Here is a 14,631-nt window from a genome sequence, read left to right as displayed (position 1 = left end):
CAACCTGCCTGGACATCACACCTAGGCCGATCGAACCGGACCGGAACGATCGGGCGCGCGCGGGGTCGACTCTCGCAGGCTGGATGTCGAAGGAGGCCCCATGATCGCGGAACTCAATCGACTGATCGATGTCATCGACGACGATCTATCCGAAGACCTCGATGTCGCGTCGCTGGCGCGGGAGTCGGGCGTGACGGAGTACCACCTGCGGCGGATGTTCTCGTCTTTGGTCGGGATGCCACTGTCGGAGTACGTGCGGCGGCGACGGATGACGGTGGCAGCTGCGGCGGTCGTCGCCGGTGACCCGCTGCTCGACATCGCGGTGCGGTTCGGGTACGGGTCGACCGAAGCCTTTGGCCGGGCGTTTCGCGCGGTCCACGGCTCGACGCCCGCCGAGGTGCGCGTGAGTGGCGGTCCCCTTCGTACGCAACCGAAACTCAGGCTCCGCCTGACCGTCGAAGGGAACACCACCATGGACACGCGCATCGCCGAACGCCCCGCGTTCCGTCTGGTCGGACACGCCGCTCGCGTGCCGCTCATCAACGAAGGAATCAATCCGCACATCCAGACGTACATCGCCGCACTGCCTGAGAGCGAACACGCCCGACTCAAGGGGCTCAGCAGCACCGAACCGAGCGGCTTGCTGCAGGTGAGTGACGGCGTCGATCCGGACTACCGGGAGGGAACCGAGCTCACCTACCTGCACGGCGTCGCACTGGATGCTGAGGCCCCCGTGCCCGACGATCTTGATGTGATCGAGGTCGAGGCAGGGGAGTGGGCGGTGTTCCGCACGTCAGGACCGTACCCCGCAGCGCTCCAGGAGGCCTACGCGGCCTCCGCGTCGGACTGGTTCCCCGCCAACCCCTGGCAGCTGCGTCCCGGTCCCTCGATCGTCGCCGTCCTCGAACGCGCCGACGACTTCAGTACCGCAACGACGGAGCTCTGGATGCCGATCGCACGCCGCTCATAGGTCACCTGCTCGGCGCCTACCGCATCGCGGTCAGCAGTCCTGCGGCATCCAGCTCGAACTCAGCGTCCAGCCTCAGCCGATCCAGGAATCCGCGGTCATGACTGACCACGATGATCGCCCCGCGGTAGGCGCCGAGCGCATCGATGAGTTGCTCCGTGGTCTGAAGGTCGAGGTTGTTGGTCGGTTCATCGAGCACGATCAGCTGAGGTGGCGGGTCGGTGAGGAGCACCTGCGCGAGCGCGACGCGAAAGCGCTCGCCGCCCGAGAGGGCTCCGACGGGCCGATCCACCATGGTGCCGCGTACGAGGAGCCGCGCGAGCCGGTTGCGAAGCTCAACTCGCGGAACGTGGGGGGCGACCCGTGTCACGTTCTCCATAACGGATGCAGCGTCGTCGAGGTTGTCGAGCCGTTGTGAGAGCTTGCCGATGCGGTGAACGTGCGCGACCGCCGCGGCCGTCCCAGGCGCCGCCGCCACGCCGGAAATAAGCCCCTCCAGCAGGGTCGTCTTGCCGACCCCGTTCTGTCCCGTAATCGCGATGCGCTCCGGTCCCTGGATGATGATCGTGCGCCCGTCGCTCCCCGTGAACTCGGCGATCCGCTTGCCTGGAGGGACGGCCGGGTCGGGAAGGTCGATGCCAAGGCGGTCGTCATCACGGATGCGTGACTCGGCCTCCTGCAACGAGCGCTGCGCCGACTGCATCCGATCATCGAGCAACGAGCGCTGCTTTCCTTGGGTCTTTTCGGCAGAGTTGCGTCGGTCATTGACGACGGCGCCGATGTACTTGCGGTTGGCGGCATCCTTCTTCCCCTGCCGCTGGCTGTGCGCGATACGCTCGGCTGCGGCGATGCGCTGCCGCTTCTCGACGCGCACCGCGTGCTCCGCGGAGCGTACCGCGCGCTCGGCCGCCTCCTGGTCCCGCGAGACCTGCTCTCGGAACGCGGAGTACGGACCGCCGTACAGCGTCAGCGAACCGGCCCGCAACTCAGCGGTGTGCTGCATCAGCTCGAGCAACTCGAGATCGTGACTGACGACGATCACCGGACCGCCCCATGCGCCGATGAGGTCGTGGACTCGCGTCCGTCCGTGGGCGTCGAGATTGTTCGTCGGCTCGTCAAGCAGCGCAATGTCGGCTCCACGCATCCGGATGCCGGCGAGCGCGGCGACTGTCGCTTCCCCGCCCGAGATCGTCGTGACGGGTCGGTTCAGGTCGTCGATGTCGACGCCCGCAGCGCTCAGGGTGGCGATCGCTCGCTCTTCGATGTCCCAGTCTGCGCCGATCGTGTCGAACAGGGCGGGGTTGATCGCTCCCCGTTCGATCGCGGCTATCGCGTCCACGATCGAACGGATGCCGAGAAGATCGACGAGGGTATGGCTAGGGTCGGCATCCGTCCGTTGGGGCAGATAGTCGACGACGCCTGCCGCCTGGACGGATCCCGACGTCGGCCGGAGTTTCCCGGCGATCAGGCGCAGCAGCGTCGACTTGCCGACACCGTTGAGGCCGACCAGTCCCGTCGAGCCGGGTGGGAACGAACCCGACACGGCGTCGAGAACGCGGTGGCCGTCGGGCCAGCTGAATGTGAGGTCGTGCAGAACGACGGAAGGAATGGGGGCAGGCATGCGGAACTCCAGAACGTGTCGGTTCCTGACGAAGTCAGGGGTGACGCTGACACGGGTCCGCAGAAAGGGAGGATGGTCCGGTCAGCAGGGGATGCTGAAGCCCGAACCTGTCATGTCTCTTCCTTGCCGTTCACTCCCTCTCACGAGCAGCGGATGCCGCTGGAGTGCGACCTCAGTATGCCACTGCCGCCGCTGTACGCAAACGCGCCCGCGCGTTCCCTAGTGGGACAGGTGCTTCGCGAGGAACTCACGGCACCGTTCGAAGGCGACGTCACCCTCGGGATGGACACCCGGGAAAAAGTAGAAGCCGTGCGGCATCCCCGCGGGCCAGTAGCCGTCGGTGGGAGAGCCTGCCTTCTCAACCAGGGATGCGAACTCCCGCGCCGAATCGATGATGGGGTCGTGCGTGCCGGTCGCGAGAAAAAGCGGCGGGTATCCGGCCAGATCACCGTAGATCGGGCTTGCGAGGGGCTCGGTCCACGGCGTCGTCGGCAGATAGGCGCTGCGGATGAGCGCGAAGAACGGGCTGTCGTAGACGATTCCGCGCGGCGCCTGCTCTTGGAACGAGGGCCACCTCTCCTGGGTGAAGTCCGCGAACGCACCGAGCATGATGACCGCAGCGGGGGCAGGGAGATCGTGCGAGCGGGTGTAGAGCGGCAACGCAGCGGCGAAGTTCGAACCGGCCGAGTCGCCGGCGACGGCGACGCGCGACGGATCGCCGCCGACTCGGCCCGCCTCCCGCACGAGCCACGCATAGACGTCGGCGACATCGTTCAGGGGCGTGGGGAAGGGATACTCCGGAGCCATCCGATAGTTCGTCGACACGACGACGACGGAGTTATCGCGCGCCAGACGCCGAGTGATGTAGGCGGTGTCGAAGTCTGAGCCCACCGTGAACCCGCCGCCATGGGCATACAGGATGACGGGCAGCGCGGCATCCTGGTCAACGGCGTGCGGCCGGTAGACCTGAGCACTGACATATCCGTTGCGCACGGGGAGGTAGACCGTCGTCTCCTCCACGTCGGGGACCGCTTCCTCGGCCGAGGGTGGGATGAGCGCCGGATCGGGCTTGCGGATGCGGTCGGCACCGATGTAGCCCGTGCGCACCGGGAGGATCATCATGTCGCGGAGCGCAACGGGCTGGCGATTGTTCGCAATGACCCGGTATGACGGCATCGCGGGATCGTCGGGGGAGATGTAGCTCAGCCCGTCGATCTCCTTTACGACAGTGACATCTTCGGCAGCGTGAGCAGTGCAGCGTCAATCATGTGACCTCCCCGATCCGGGGCGATGCTATCCGACCTGCGCGGCTGGGTCCATCCCCGCGTCTGGTCCGTCGTGTAGGTCTCAGCGCGTGCCCGCAGCCAGACGGATCTGCACGATGTTCTCGGTTTCGTCGATCTCGGCGACCTGCGGATGCGCCTTGATGAACTCCGTGAAGCTGCGGAAGCCCAGGGCGCGCTCGCTGAAGCCGGGATCCAGGCGCGTTATCAGGCTCTTGACCACGTTCGCGTGCTGCCAGTCCGTGCCCTCGCGGTCGCCCTCCAGCCGCAACGCCCGCTCGAGAAGCTCGGCGCCCGGATCTGCGGACTTCTTGCGGCTGCGGCGCGTCTTGCCGGACGCCTTGTCTTCGGCATCCTTCGCCGGCTGGCGCTCGATGCCGGGGAGAGCGTCATAGGTGTCGAAGCGGTCACAGGCCGCGGCGAGGGAGCGGGCGCTGGAGCCTGCAACGCCGACTCCCACGACGAAGCGACCGAGGCGCTTGCAGCGCTGCGCGAGCGGCACGTAATCCGAATCACCGGCGACGATCACCACGTGCGAAAGGTCGGGCAGCCGAAACATGTCCTCGACGGTATCCACGGCGAGCCGAATGTCGGCACCGTTCTTCGCGTACGCAGCGGCCGGGAACAGCTGCACGAGATCGACCGCGCGAGCAACGAGCTGCGAACGGTACTCGGCGTTGACAGGCGACGACCAGTCCGCGTATGCCCGCGTAAGCACGAGTGTGCCGAAGGATGCCGCGTAGTCGATGATCGCGCCGAGATCCACGGTGGCTGCGGCCAACCGCTCCGCGATCTCCGGTTCGGTCGGATCGGATGCGATGCGCTGCCGGTCCCTGCCGTAGGCGTTGCGGCCATGTACGGTGTCGTACCAGGACATCACGATGTTGTCGAAGTCCAGATACACGGCTACGCGTGGGTCGGTTCTCTCAGCCATGCTCACTCCTCGTGGGTCCACGGGCGCCCGCCTGCTTCCCCCCGAGCCTAGTCTCGACATCCGTCGGCCCACACGGGTCGCGCTTTTCCGCAGATCGCGGAGGATCCGTAGGATGCCAGCATCGGTGGTGGAGCGGAGGACGCCCATGTCGCCCGTGTCTCGCGGTTTCGGTGCTCGTCGGCGCGGAACGAACGACCGGTTGCCGCCGGGGCAGTACCTGACGACCGACTTCCCGGTGCTGTCGGCTGGCCCGACGCCGCGCATCGACACGAGTGCGTGGAGCTTTACTGTTCGTGACGAACGGGGTGGATCGCGGGCATGGACGTGGGATGAGTTCCGTGCGCTTCCGTTCGAAGACATCCACACCGACATCCACTGCGTGACGCGCTGGTCGAAGCTCGACACGACCTGGCGAGGCGTCTCGGTCGACACGCTCCTGGCGGGCGTCGAGACGGATGCCGAGGCGGCGATGGCGCACAGCTTCGGCGGGTACACGACGAACGTGCCGATGTTGGACCTGCTCGGCGGAAACGCCTGGGTGGTGACGGAGTTCGACGGCGCACCGATCGACCCCGAACACGGTGGTCCCGCCCGGCTGCTGGTGCCGCACCTGTACTTCTGGAAGAGCGCCAAATGGGTCAGTGGTCTGTCGCTGCTGCGCCGCGACGAACCGGGTTTCTGGGAGCAGAACGGCTACAACATGCACGGCGATCCGTGGCGCGAGGAGCGGTATTGGTGACGGTTGGGGCCTGGCTTGCGGCATCCGTGCTGGAGGTGCGCCCCGCCGGGTTCGGCGCCCGCACTCTTGTCCTCGACGTTCCTGAGTGGCCGGGGAACCTGCCAGGACAACACCTGGATCTTCGCCTGACCGCCGAGGACGGTTATCAGGCGGTGCGGTCGTACTCGATCGCGTCGTTCGGTTCCGGCACCGCCGTTGAGCTGGGCGTCGACGAGGTCGAGGACGGTGAGGTCTCTCCCTACCTGGTCGAGGACGTGCGCGCCGGTGACCAGATGGAAGCGAAGGGACCGCTCGGTCAGTACTTCGTTTGGGACGCGACCGACCCGTCGCCGGTTCAGCTGATCGCCGGCGGATCAGGAATCGTGCCGCTGATCGCCATGGTGCGCGCGCACGTGGCTGCAGACGCCTCGGCGTCGATGCGTCTCGTGTATTCGGTGAAGGATGCCGACCGGGCGATGTACCGAGACGAACTGCTCGCGCTCGATGCGCCGCGGATCTCGGCAACCTGGGCGTACACGCGCGCGGCTCCCGACGATTGGTCTGGTACCGTCGGCCGGCTCAGCGCTCCTGCGCTCGCCGATGCGCTGCACCCGGCGTCCGTCGACCCGGTCAGCTTCGTTTGTGGGCCGACGCCGTTCGTCGAGTTCGTCGCCGGGGCGCTCGTCTCGTTGGGGTATCGAGCCGAGCGCATCCGCACGGAGCGGTTCGGAGGAGGATCATGACCGCCACCACACATCCGCTGCCCGATCTACCAGCAGCCACGCGGCCGAGCTTGGTCGATGGGAACGCCCTCGTCGGCATTCTCGAGGAGGCCTTTGGCGCTGCAGCCGAAACGCTCACGCTCACCTGCGGGGCATGCGCCGACGCTGTAGCGCTCGCCGAAGCGGCGGTCGAGCTGGCACCGACATCCGCGATCGTGCGGTGTCGCCGCTGCACGCACACCACGCTCACCGTGCGCTGGAGTGCGCACGACCTCGTCATCGATGGCGCAAGCTGTCAGATGACGGTGCAGCGTGGCGCGCGCTGAATCCATGGATCCTCCGCTCCCCGACGGTTACGGAGCGCAGTCGTAGACGACGTCGGGTGCGTCGGCGACCGTCTCGCACGTTGCCTCGACCCACTCGCGGATCTGTGCCGAGGTCGTCGACGTTCCGCCTGAGGGAGTGCTCGCACCCTGTCCTGCCATGCCGGTGGCCAGCACGTACCGCAGGCTGCCGTCGGCGATGAGTGCCCGGAACTCGTCGAGCGTGGGGACTGCATCGTTGCCGTTGAAGCCTCCGATCGGCAGCACCGATCCGCCATCGGTCGCGAGAATGATTCCTGCAGCGCTTTGAGCACCGAAGGACGCGACCAGGTAATCCGCGTCATCCTGGTTCTGCTGTAGCCAGGCGATCAGGTCGTTGGATGCCGCGCCGCCCCGGCTGGTTATGCTTCCGGCGGCGCCGTTGGTCGCTTGTCCGGATGCCGCACCTCCCTGTCGCGGCCCGAGCCCGGGGCTTTGTCCCGGAACGCTGTCAGCCTGACCCGGTGCGTTACCCGGGGCCGCTCCCGCCCCCTGTCCCGGACCGCCGCCGGGGACGCTTCCGAATCCGGGTGCTCCACCGCCCTGCCCGCCCGGCCCCATGCCGCCCATGTCTGAGACGCCCCCGGCAACCGGATTGATATCGCTGGGATAGGCGATGGTCACCACCTCGGCGGCCAGGCAATCCAAGACGGACGACACTGCTGACACGCCGCTGACGACGTCCGGCGGCGGCGTGCTCTCAGGGGCAGACGGGGCCGGTGCATGCGATAACCCCTCGCTGGGGACCGAGACTTCAGCCGAGGAGCCGCTGCTGCCGCCTCCGGCAGCAGCGTGGTGGCGGCACCCGGGAGTGTTCGGTGCGGCCGGACTCGCGCTCGCGGTCGGGCTCGGACTCGGGCTTGCGCTACCTGCTGTCTGGACGGATCGACCCGACTTCATTGCCGGCGTCGACCGCGACGCTCCGGTTGACCCGACCGAGGCGTGGATCCGTCAGGCGGAACGGGCTCTTGACGTGGACGCAGGCAACCTCCGGCAGTACGAGCAGGTGCAAGGCGTGACGATGTGGACGGGCACGAACGCTGTCGGTGCACGGTGCCTCATTGTCGCCTGGGGGGAGCTGTGGGGGAACGGGAGTTGCACGCCCGCACCCCTGGACCCGGTCGTCGACTTCCGCGTGAATCCCGACATCCCCATGCCGCTGGCAGCGCCCCTGGACGAGGGCGGCGTCGTGCGCTTTGTCGCTCGCGGCGACGTCGTCGAGATCTGGGTGCGCGAACCCACCGACACGGGAAGCGACCTCAGCGCGAGCTGATCGGGAGCGGCGGCCTCAGATGTCGACCGAGGCTCCGGCATCCAGTTCGAGGAACTCGCCCCCGCCCTGCTCGGTCGCCCACCGCAGACGCTGACGCCCCATCGTGCGTCCGATGATCGAGAGCGTCATGTCGTGTGTTCCGAAGCACATCCGTGGAGCGACAGCGAGGACGAAGTCCATGGCCTCCCCGATCTTCAACCACGGCGCGCCGACAGGAGCCGCCAGAAGCTTCACGTTCCGTCCTTCCGGCACCTCGTACGAGTCGCCCGGATAGTAGAGACGGTCGTTCACCAGCACACCGACGTTGTCGATGACGGGGATCGATTCGTGGATGACGGCGTGCTTGCCGCCGAAGAACTCGAGCTCGAACGGGCCGACTTTCATGCTGTCGCCGGGCGAGACCACCGTGACATCGAACCCCGCGGCGGCGTCGGCGAGGCCCTGGGGCCCGATGATCTGCGCCTTCGGTGCGTTGCTGAGGATGCGACGCAGATGCTCCGGTGTCCAATGGTCGGGGTGCTCATGCGTGAGCACGATGGCCACGACATCGCCGTCATCCGGGAGCGGATCGGTGAACGATCCCGGATCGACGATCAGCGTCTTACCGGAGTCGCGGATCGTGAGGGCAGCGTGCTCGTGCTTCGTGACTCGCATATCCCGAGTCAACCCTCGCGACGGGGCTCGAGGCAACCCCGCTGCGGTCTTCGCGTCGATTTGGCCGGCCGTTCGGATGCATGGCATAATCGAACGGTTGTCTTGCGGCCCCATCGTATAGCGGCCTAGTACGCCGCCCTCTCACGGCGGTAACGCGGGTTCGAATCCCGCTGGGGTCACCAACAAGAAGACCCCCGGTCAGCCGGGGGTTTTCTTGTTCCTGCCGAAAGGCTCGAACGGGCGCTATGCCGCTTTTGGCAACAGATTGGCAACATCTGATTGCATGGCCGCGAGGTTCAGCGCCGTGGCAACACCGTCCAGGTCGTCATCGAACAGGTCGGCGTACACGTCGAGGGTCACCGCGGCCGAGGCGTGCCCGAGCATCCGCTGGACGGCCTTCACGTTCGCGCCGGCGCTGACGGCGAGCGAGGCAGCGGTGTGCCGCAGCTCGTGCGGGGTGAGGCCCTTGATCCCGACCGCCTCGGCCGCGGTGTCGAACCAGCCGACCCGGTAGACGTGGTTGCGAAGCCAGGTGCCGGTGCGGATGCCGTAGAACACCGGGGCGTAGGCCGGGCGCCCGGCGATCTGCGCGCGGAGCAGCCCGACGAGGAACGCCGGGATCGGGATACTGCGGTGCTCGTAGTCCTTCGGCGGCTCGATGCGCTGGTAGCCCTTGTCGGCCACGACGGTCTGCTCGACGGTGAGGCGCGGGTGCTTCGCGTCGAGGTCGAGGTCACGGATGCGGAGCCCGGACAGCTCGCCCCAGCGCAGGCCGCAGTAGGCGAGCACGAGGACGACGAGGCCGTAGCCGTACTCGCGCCCATCCTTCATCTCGTCAATGGCCTGGGCGAGCGCGGCGACCTGATTGTGGGACAGATACCGCTTGCGGGACTTGGTGGGCTTGGGGAGTTTGAGCCGGGCGGCGGGGTTGGACGGCAGGCGCTCGTCCTCGACCGCGAATCGGAGCGAACCGGAGAGGACGTTGACGATCTTGCGGACGGTCGCCGGGGCACCGGGGAGGGCCGAGGCCCACTCCTGCACCCGCAGGCGGGTGAGGTCGCCGATCGGGATCTTCCCCAACTCGGGGACGATGTGCTTGGCGATGATGTTCTCGACCCGGCTGCGGGTCGTCGCCCGGAGGTCGCCGCGGGCGGCGATCCAGGTCTGGAGCCATTCGGCCACGGTCACCCGCGCACGCGACGGGTCGAGGTAGCGGCCCTGGGCGATGTCGACCTCCGTGGTCGCCAGGAACAGCTCGGCGGCCTTCTTGGTGGTGAAGCCGCGCTTCTGCGTCTGCTTCTTGTCCGGGCGTCGGTAGAGCGCCCGGTAGCGACGGCCCTTGGCCGTGTCGTAGGACTCGATGCTTCCCATGACTGGCTCCTACTGCTCCAGCCCCGCGAGGCGCTGCACGTCGATGCGGCGGTAGACGCGCTTGTGCCGGGTGAGCCGAATCGGCTCCACCGGGGCCTGGCCCTCCAGGGCGAGGGTGCGCAGGGTCGTGCGGTGGATGCCGAGCAGCGCCGCTGTCTCCTCCTCGGAGTAGAACAGGCGCTCGGGCTCCCGAGCGTCGAGGGGCGATGCGCTCTGACCCATCACGGCCTCCTTCGCATCTACGATCACAGCCGCGATTGCTGCTGTCGTCTTAGATTAGACCACAACACGCCAATCACAGCAAGAGTTTTAGTTGCTCGTGTCGCTCGGTACACTCGGGATGTGACCGCAGCCCCGCGCAGACCCGGCGATCAGTCCTATGACGGCCTGATCGTCTCGGCCGACCTGCCGGACGGCTGGCATCTGCCGAGCCGGTTCCCCGGCGAGCGCGACGACGACGCCAGCGCGCAGATCGACGCGATCCTGGGCTACAACGATCAGGTGACGACCGAGGCCGACCGGCAGGCGCAGCTCGACTCGGAGCAGAACGAGACGATCGACGGCCGCTGGCGCTACATCGAGCACACAGCCACGGCGACCCGCGTGTTCATCCGGCTCCAGCGCCAGCAGTTCGCCGTGCCCGAGGAGGTGCGCATCACCGGCGTCGTCTACCTCCCGTGGCGGCCGGGCGATCCCGTGTCCAGCCAAGACCTCCGCACCCTGCCGACCGCGCGCATCGAGGCGGCGATCAACGAGCGCCTGTTCGCCATGAAGCGCACGGTGACCATCACCGGCGGGAAGATCGTGCTGCCCTCCGGCCGGAAGATCAGCGAGCGGGATCTGCTCAAGCCGCTCGGGAACCCGAAGCGCACGCCCGACTTCTACGAGCTGGTCGCCCTCCAGTACGGCAAGCTCTCGGCGCAGGGGGACGCGGCGCCTGCTGTCACGATGGCGAAGATCAACGGCGTCGCCCACGCCACCGCGCAGGGCTGGCTCGTGCGCACCCGCTCGCGCGGACTGCTCCCGCCGGGCCGCCGCGGGTAGTCGTCGGGGGAGCGGCGCGCACTTGCCCCCGAGCGCGTCGCTACAGGCTCGGCCCGAAGTCGGGTCCGCTGCTCGGGCTCGGACGGTGCTGGTCGCGGGTGAAGTCGTGCAGCTCTGCGGCACGCCGCGCCAGGGCCTCGGCTGCGACGCGCTCGGCCTCGGCTCGGGCCTCGACCTGGGCTGCGGCCTCGGCGACCGGCAGGGCTTCCAGCTCCGCGAGCTGGCGTCGCAGCGCCTCGGCCTGCTGCTGGGCGCTCTCGGCCTGGCGGCGCGGGCTGCCGGTGCTGTACGGCTTGCTGAACAGCCGCGTGTGCAGCATGGCCCGCTGCCGCTCCTGCCGGTCCCCGGCACGGCGCTGCTCCTGCCGGGCCTGCGCGTGCGTGCGCATGGCGTCGGCCAGCCGCGGGTCGGCCTCGGCCTGTTGCTCGGCCGCCGCCTGCGCCCACGCCGGCGCCTGCTCCGGCGTACGCGGGATCGAGCCCCACCGCTGCCGGGTCAGGTGCTCGGCCTCGTGGCGCTGGCGCTCGGCCTCGGTCAGCGCCCGGTCGGCGCTCCGACGCCTCAGCGCCCCGGCACGGCTCCTGGCGGCGATCGCCGTCTCGTGGCGCTCCCTGACCGCGAGGACCGCGGCGGCGTCCGTGCCGGCCTGCTCGACCAGCGGCGGGACGGCCTCGGCCCGTGCCGCCTCGACCTGCTGGGCGGCGGCCTCGACCTCGGCCAGCAGCGCCTCGGCCTCGACGCGGTGCGCGGCCGACTGGCGCTCCATCGCCTCGGCCGCCTCCGCCCACCGTGCCGCCTGGCGCTCGGCCTGCTCGATGCTCTGCCGCAGTCGGGTGCGCTCGGCGTTCACGACGCGCACCGGCCCGTCCGCGACGATGCCCGCGACGGCGGCCTGCGCCCGCTCGGTGGCCTCGCGCAGTCCGCGGTCGGCGCGGTCCCGCTCGAGCGCGGCCTGGAACTGCTCGCGCGCGTCCCCGAGGTCCGCGGCGACGACGTGCAGCCTGTTCTCCTCCTGCCCGCGGGTGAGGCCGACGTAGACGCCGGCCGCGTCGAGCGCGTCCGACAGGACGGTGTGCGACGCGGGGGCAGTCATGCCCTGGACGCCGTAGGCGGTCGCGGCGTAGGCCAGGTGCGCGTGCTCGGCGACGTACTCGGCGGGCAGATGCACGGTGCGCTGCTGCTTCCGCTGGCTCGCGGCGTCCCGCACCCACAGGCTGCCGTCGCCGCTGACGTGCTGGACGATCCAGGTCTGCCGGTTCGCCACGCCCATCTCCGAGTCGTTGCGGCGGGTCTGGATGAGGTCGCCGGCGCCGATGCTCAGGCCGTCCGCGCCGTCGATGGTGCGGGCGTCGTCGACCGCGCCCGCGCGCACCCGGTCCTCTCGGATCAGAGTGTTCAGTTCGCGCGCCTCGTCGTTGGTCGCCGCGGTGATCGCGGCTCCGTCGATCCGCTCGGCGGCGACCGCGGCGCGCAGCGCCTCGGTGTCCTCGTGGAGCCGCACGAGTCCGAGCGCGTGGAGCCGGTCGAACAACTCGGCCGGGTCGCGGCCGGTCCGCAGGGCGAGGGTGAGCTGCGCGTAGTCGGGGTCCGCGAAGCGGTGCAGGCTCGTCAGCGAGTAGACGCGGGGGACGAGCGCGGCCGCGATGTCGAGCACCCCGCCGCGCCCCACGGCGGGGAGCTGCGCCCGGTCCCCGACGAGTGCGAGCGTCGCGCCGGCCTCGTCCGCGACGGTCAGCAGGGCGAGGGCGGTGTCCTGGTCGAGCATCCCCGCCTCGTCCACCACAACCCGCTCGGCGGCGGCCAGTCGGTTCTCCTTCGCCGGGCCGCGGTAGGTCGCGCCCGTCACCGGGTCCGTGTCGCCCACGGCCAGCCGGGTCCAGACACCATCGGCGTTCCACCGGAACCCGTGGTCGTAGACGAGTGCCGCTACCGAGTCGGTCGGCACGCCCAGCTCGGCGGCGGCGACGTCGGCGGCCTTCTTCGTCGGGGTCACCACCCGCACCGAACGACCCTCCTGTCCGGCGGCGCGGATCGCAGCACCGAGCATGGTCGTCTTGCCCGCGCCCGCCGCGCCCTCGACCACGACGAGCGGCCGGGTGGAGGCGAGCGCGGCGGCGGCGCGCGCCTGGTCCGCATCCAGCCCCGGCTCCTGCACGCGCGGGGTTGCGCCGTGCACCGGCCGGGTGGCGCGTGCAGCCAGTCGGTCGCGCAGCTCCGTCTCGACGGCCACTACGTGCAGCGTCGTGAGGTGCGCAACATGCTCCAGCCGTGGCGCATCCGGCGGCAGGATCGAGAGGCAGTCGTCCGCCGCGAGCCGGGTCGTGATGGTGATGAACTCGCGCAGCTCCTCGCGGGTGGCGCGCACACCGGCCTCGGTGACGATGTGCGCCACCTGCTCCTGCACGTCATGCACGGTCCATGCGGATGCAGCAGCCGCGCAGCGGTCGAGCGCACGGGAGGCGACCTGTTGCACGGCCAGCTCGTCCAGCGTGCGCAGGGGTTGCACGGTGGCGCGCGGCAGGTCCGGGGTGTAGCCAGCCTCCTGCAACTCGCGCAACCAGCCGGCCTCGGAGCCGAGCACGCTGGGCTTCTTGCTCGGCCGCTCATGATCCCACGCCTTCGCGTGCAACCTGGCGCGCACCACCGGCCCCGTCTCCTGGCCGGGATGCGCGGCCTCCCACTCGGCCTCGAACTTGGCGAGGTTGCGCGCCACCTGCTGCCCGCGCTTGGACATGACCGCTTTCCACGGCACCAGCTCCGCGACCTCCCCGGTCACCGGGTCAAGGGTGAGACCGTGCGCGTCGAGCACCGCGGCGAGCTGCGGGTGCGCGGCGATGACCGCCGTGCCGAGGGCGCGGATCGCGCCCTGCTGCCGGAACAGCGCCGCGGTGTAGAGCCCGCGCCAGCGACCGGCCGCCCACACGCGCGTCCCGATCTGGAAGTGGATATGCCGGTGCGGGTCGCCCGCACGGGAGGTCTTGTGCGACACGGCCACGGTTTCGAGCTGCTCGATCGGCACGACCTCCTGCTTCCCGCGCGCGCCGACGCGGGTGACCGAGTGCTGGCCGAGCCAGGACCGGATCTCCGCAACCGCGTCCCGCTGGGCGGCGTCCAGGGCCTCGGACACCTCCGGGTGCAGGCCGGCGGCGACCGACAGGGACTTCGGGACGTTCACGACCATCTCCATGAACCGGGGCGACCCCCGGCCACCCTCGCCCCGCAGCCGGGGTCGGCCCATCGACTCCCCGGTGAGCGGGTTGATCCAGCCAACCCACTGGCGGTACTCCTCGGCGGTCAGCCCGAGCTCGCCGATCACTCGGCCCTCGGCGTCGACCGCCGTGAACTCGGCCAGGGCGGTCCCCGCCTCCAGGTAATACTCGTCCGCCCGCGCGCGGTCGGACTCCAGATAGCGCAGGGCATCCGAGCCTGTGCCCCGGAACGGGATCACGCCACCTTTCATGCCTTCGCCTCCTACCTAAGATAACAGCTACCATATCAGGTAGGATACGTCCATTCTTGTGAAGAAGTCAGAAATGAGCGAGTCCGGGGTCCGGTTGGCGGATCAGCGAACGTCAGAGGGTCAAGAGTTGGGGAGAGTGGACAGTGGTGAGGATCTCAGAGAGATGTGCCTGCATGCGGTGATAACTGCTGGGCCGCGACCTAGACGGTATGTAGTAGCCCT

General features: G+C 69.1%; 14 protein-coding genes and 1 tRNA gene. 7 read left to right on the top strand and 8 right to left on the bottom strand.

Annotated features, from left to right (window positions below; translation table 11 throughout):
• The first annotated feature begins 100 nt into the window (after nt 1-100).
• On the top strand, nt 101-970 hold the full coding sequence (locus tag B4F19_RS08055; protein WP_228178093.1) for an AraC family transcriptional regulator: 870 nt from the start codon (nt 101-103) through the stop codon (nt 968-970).
• Between the two features lie 16 nt (nt 971-986).
• On the opposite strand, the gene B4F19_RS08050 is transcribed toward B4F19_RS08055, so the two are convergent.
• The 3 genes from B4F19_RS08050 to B4F19_RS08040 all read right to left on the bottom strand — a co-directional run bounded on the left by B4F19_RS08050 (nt 987) and on the right by B4F19_RS08040 (nt 4,805).
• On the bottom strand, nt 987-2,588 hold the full coding sequence (locus tag B4F19_RS08050; protein WP_292728471.1) for an ABC-F family ATP-binding cassette domain-containing protein: 1,602 nt from the start codon (nt 2,586-2,588) through the stop codon (nt 987-989).
• A gap of 219 nt (nt 2,589-2,807) precedes the next feature.
• Complete coding sequence (locus B4F19_RS08045; protein ID WP_292733984.1) at nt 2,808-3,764, bottom strand: alpha/beta hydrolase; 957 nt, start codon at nt 3,762-3,764, stop codon at nt 2,808-2,810.
• 171 nt (nt 3,765-3,935) lie between these two features.
• Entirely contained in the window at nt 3,936-4,805 is an 870-nt protein-coding gene (locus B4F19_RS08040; RefSeq protein ID WP_292728481.1) for an NYN domain-containing protein, read from the bottom strand.
• A 145-nt stretch (nt 4,806-4,950) separates the two neighbouring features.
• Here B4F19_RS08040 and B4F19_RS08035 point away from each other — a divergent pair, with 145 nt between their 5' ends.
• From B4F19_RS08035 to B4F19_RS08025, 3 genes are read left to right on the top strand one after another with little or no spacing between them, the layout of a single operon-like run.
• Complete coding sequence (locus tag B4F19_RS08035) at nt 4,951-5,544, top strand: sulfite oxidase-like oxidoreductase (RefSeq protein ID WP_292733981.1); 594 nt, start codon at nt 4,951-4,953, stop codon at nt 5,542-5,544.
• Entirely contained in the window at nt 5,541-6,266 is a 726-nt protein-coding gene (locus tag B4F19_RS08030; RefSeq protein WP_292733987.1) for an FAD-binding oxidoreductase, read from the top strand. The genes B4F19_RS08035 and B4F19_RS08030 overlap by 4 nt, the downstream gene beginning before the upstream one ends.
• A complete protein-coding gene (locus B4F19_RS08025; RefSeq protein WP_292733978.1) occupies nt 6,263-6,571 on the top strand; it encodes a DUF6510 family protein in 309 nt (102 codons plus the stop codon). Before B4F19_RS08030 ends, B4F19_RS08025 begins: the two co-directional genes overlap by 4 nt.
• 27 nt (nt 6,572-6,598) lie before the next feature.
• Here B4F19_RS08025 and B4F19_RS08020 read toward each other — a convergent pair whose 3' ends face one another.
• Nucleotides 6,599-7,231 carry a hypothetical protein gene (locus B4F19_RS08020; protein WP_292733976.1) on the bottom strand — a complete coding sequence of 211 codons (633 nt, stop codon included), beginning with the start codon at nt 7,229-7,231 and terminating at the stop codon, nt 6,599-6,601.
• Here B4F19_RS08020 and B4F19_RS08015 point away from each other — a divergent pair.
• A complete protein-coding gene (locus B4F19_RS08015) occupies nt 7,224-7,880 on the top strand; it encodes a hypothetical protein (RefSeq protein WP_292733974.1) in 657 nt (218 codons plus the stop codon). The genes B4F19_RS08020 and B4F19_RS08015 overlap by 8 nt on opposite strands.
• A 15-nt stretch (nt 7,881-7,895) precedes the next feature.
• On the opposite strand, the gene B4F19_RS08010 is transcribed toward B4F19_RS08015, so the two are convergent.
• Nucleotides 7,896-8,534: an MBL fold metallo-hydrolase gene (locus B4F19_RS08010; RefSeq protein ID WP_228178103.1), complete on the bottom strand. Its 639-nt coding sequence runs from the start codon at nt 8,532-8,534 to the stop codon at nt 7,896-7,898.
• A gap of 106 nt (nt 8,535-8,640) precedes the next feature.
• On the opposite strand from B4F19_RS08010, the gene B4F19_RS08005 reads away from it, so the two are divergent.
• Nucleotides 8,641-8,716 (top strand) — tRNA-Glu (locus tag B4F19_RS08005).
• A gap of 61 nt (nt 8,717-8,777) precedes the next feature.
• Here the strand turns inward: B4F19_RS08005 and B4F19_RS08000 are convergent.
• Both B4F19_RS08000 and B4F19_RS07995 read right to left on the bottom strand, forming a co-directional pair.
• Nucleotides 8,778-9,905, bottom strand: coding sequence for a site-specific integrase (locus B4F19_RS08000; RefSeq protein WP_195691679.1), 1,128 nt, complete (start codon nt 9,903-9,905; stop codon nt 8,778-8,780).
• A gap of 9 nt (nt 9,906-9,914) precedes the next feature.
• Nucleotides 9,915-10,127: a helix-turn-helix transcriptional regulator gene (locus B4F19_RS07995; RefSeq protein WP_195691678.1), complete on the bottom strand. Its 213-nt coding sequence runs from the start codon at nt 10,125-10,127 to the stop codon at nt 9,915-9,917.
• A 120-nt stretch (nt 10,128-10,247) separates the two neighbouring features.
• Here B4F19_RS07995 and B4F19_RS07990 point away from each other — a divergent pair, with 120 nt between their 5' ends.
• Nucleotides 10,248-10,949: a hypothetical protein gene (locus tag B4F19_RS07990; RefSeq protein ID WP_195691677.1), complete on the top strand. Its 702-nt coding sequence runs from the start codon at nt 10,248-10,250 to the stop codon at nt 10,947-10,949.
• 40 nt (nt 10,950-10,989) lie between these two features.
• On the opposite strand, the gene mobF is transcribed toward B4F19_RS07990, so the two are convergent.
• Nucleotides 10,990-14,409: a MobF family relaxase gene (mobF, locus tag B4F19_RS07985; RefSeq protein ID WP_228178104.1), complete on the bottom strand. Its 3,420-nt coding sequence runs from the start codon at nt 14,407-14,409 to the stop codon at nt 10,990-10,992.
• Nucleotides 14,410-14,631 lie beyond the last annotated feature (222 nt).

Origin of the sequence: Microbacterium sp. UBA1097 (assembly GCF_002313585.1) — a bacterium.
GTDB lineage: Bacteria > Actinomycetota > Actinomycetes > Actinomycetales > Microbacteriaceae > Microbacterium.
This window is presented reverse-complemented; position numbering and strand designations above follow the sequence as displayed.

What these genes read in the sequence shown, in the direction of transcription:
- B4F19_RS08055 (WP_228178093.1), top strand. Translation starts at nt 101, where the DNA reads ATGATCGCGGAACTCAATCGACTGATCGATGTCATCGACGACGATCTA.
- B4F19_RS08050 (WP_292728471.1), bottom strand. Translation starts at nt 2,588, where the DNA reads ATGCCTGCCCCCATTCCTTCCGTCGTTCTGCACGACCTCACATTCAGC.
- B4F19_RS08045 (WP_292733984.1), bottom strand. Translation starts at nt 3,764, where the DNA reads ATGCCGTCATACCGGGTCATTGCGAACAATCGCCAGCCCGTTGCGCTC.
- B4F19_RS08040 (WP_292728481.1), bottom strand. Translation starts at nt 4,805, where the DNA reads ATGGCTGAGAGAACCGACCCACGCGTAGCCGTGTATCTGGACTTCGAC.
- B4F19_RS08035 (WP_292733981.1), top strand. Translation starts at nt 4,951, where the DNA reads ATGTCGCCCGTGTCTCGCGGTTTCGGTGCTCGTCGGCGCGGAACGAAC.
- B4F19_RS08025 (WP_292733978.1), top strand. Translation starts at nt 6,263, where the DNA reads ATGACCGCCACCACACATCCGCTGCCCGATCTACCAGCAGCCACGCGG.
- B4F19_RS08015 (WP_292733974.1), top strand. Translation starts at nt 7,224, where the DNA reads ATGGTCACCACCTCGGCGGCCAGGCAATCCAAGACGGACGACACTGCT.
- B4F19_RS08010 (WP_228178103.1), bottom strand. Translation starts at nt 8,534, where the DNA reads ATGCGAGTCACGAAGCACGAGCACGCTGCCCTCACGATCCGCGACTCC.
- B4F19_RS08000 (WP_195691679.1), bottom strand. Translation starts at nt 9,905, where the DNA reads ATGGGAAGCATCGAGTCCTACGACACGGCCAAGGGCCGTCGCTACCGG.
- B4F19_RS07995 (WP_195691678.1), bottom strand. Translation starts at nt 10,127, where the DNA reads ATGGGTCAGAGCGCATCGCCCCTCGACGCTCGGGAGCCCGAGCGCCTG.
- mobF (WP_228178104.1), bottom strand. Translation starts at nt 14,409, where the DNA reads ATGAAAGGTGGCGTGATCCCGTTCCGGGGCACAGGCTCGGATGCCCTG.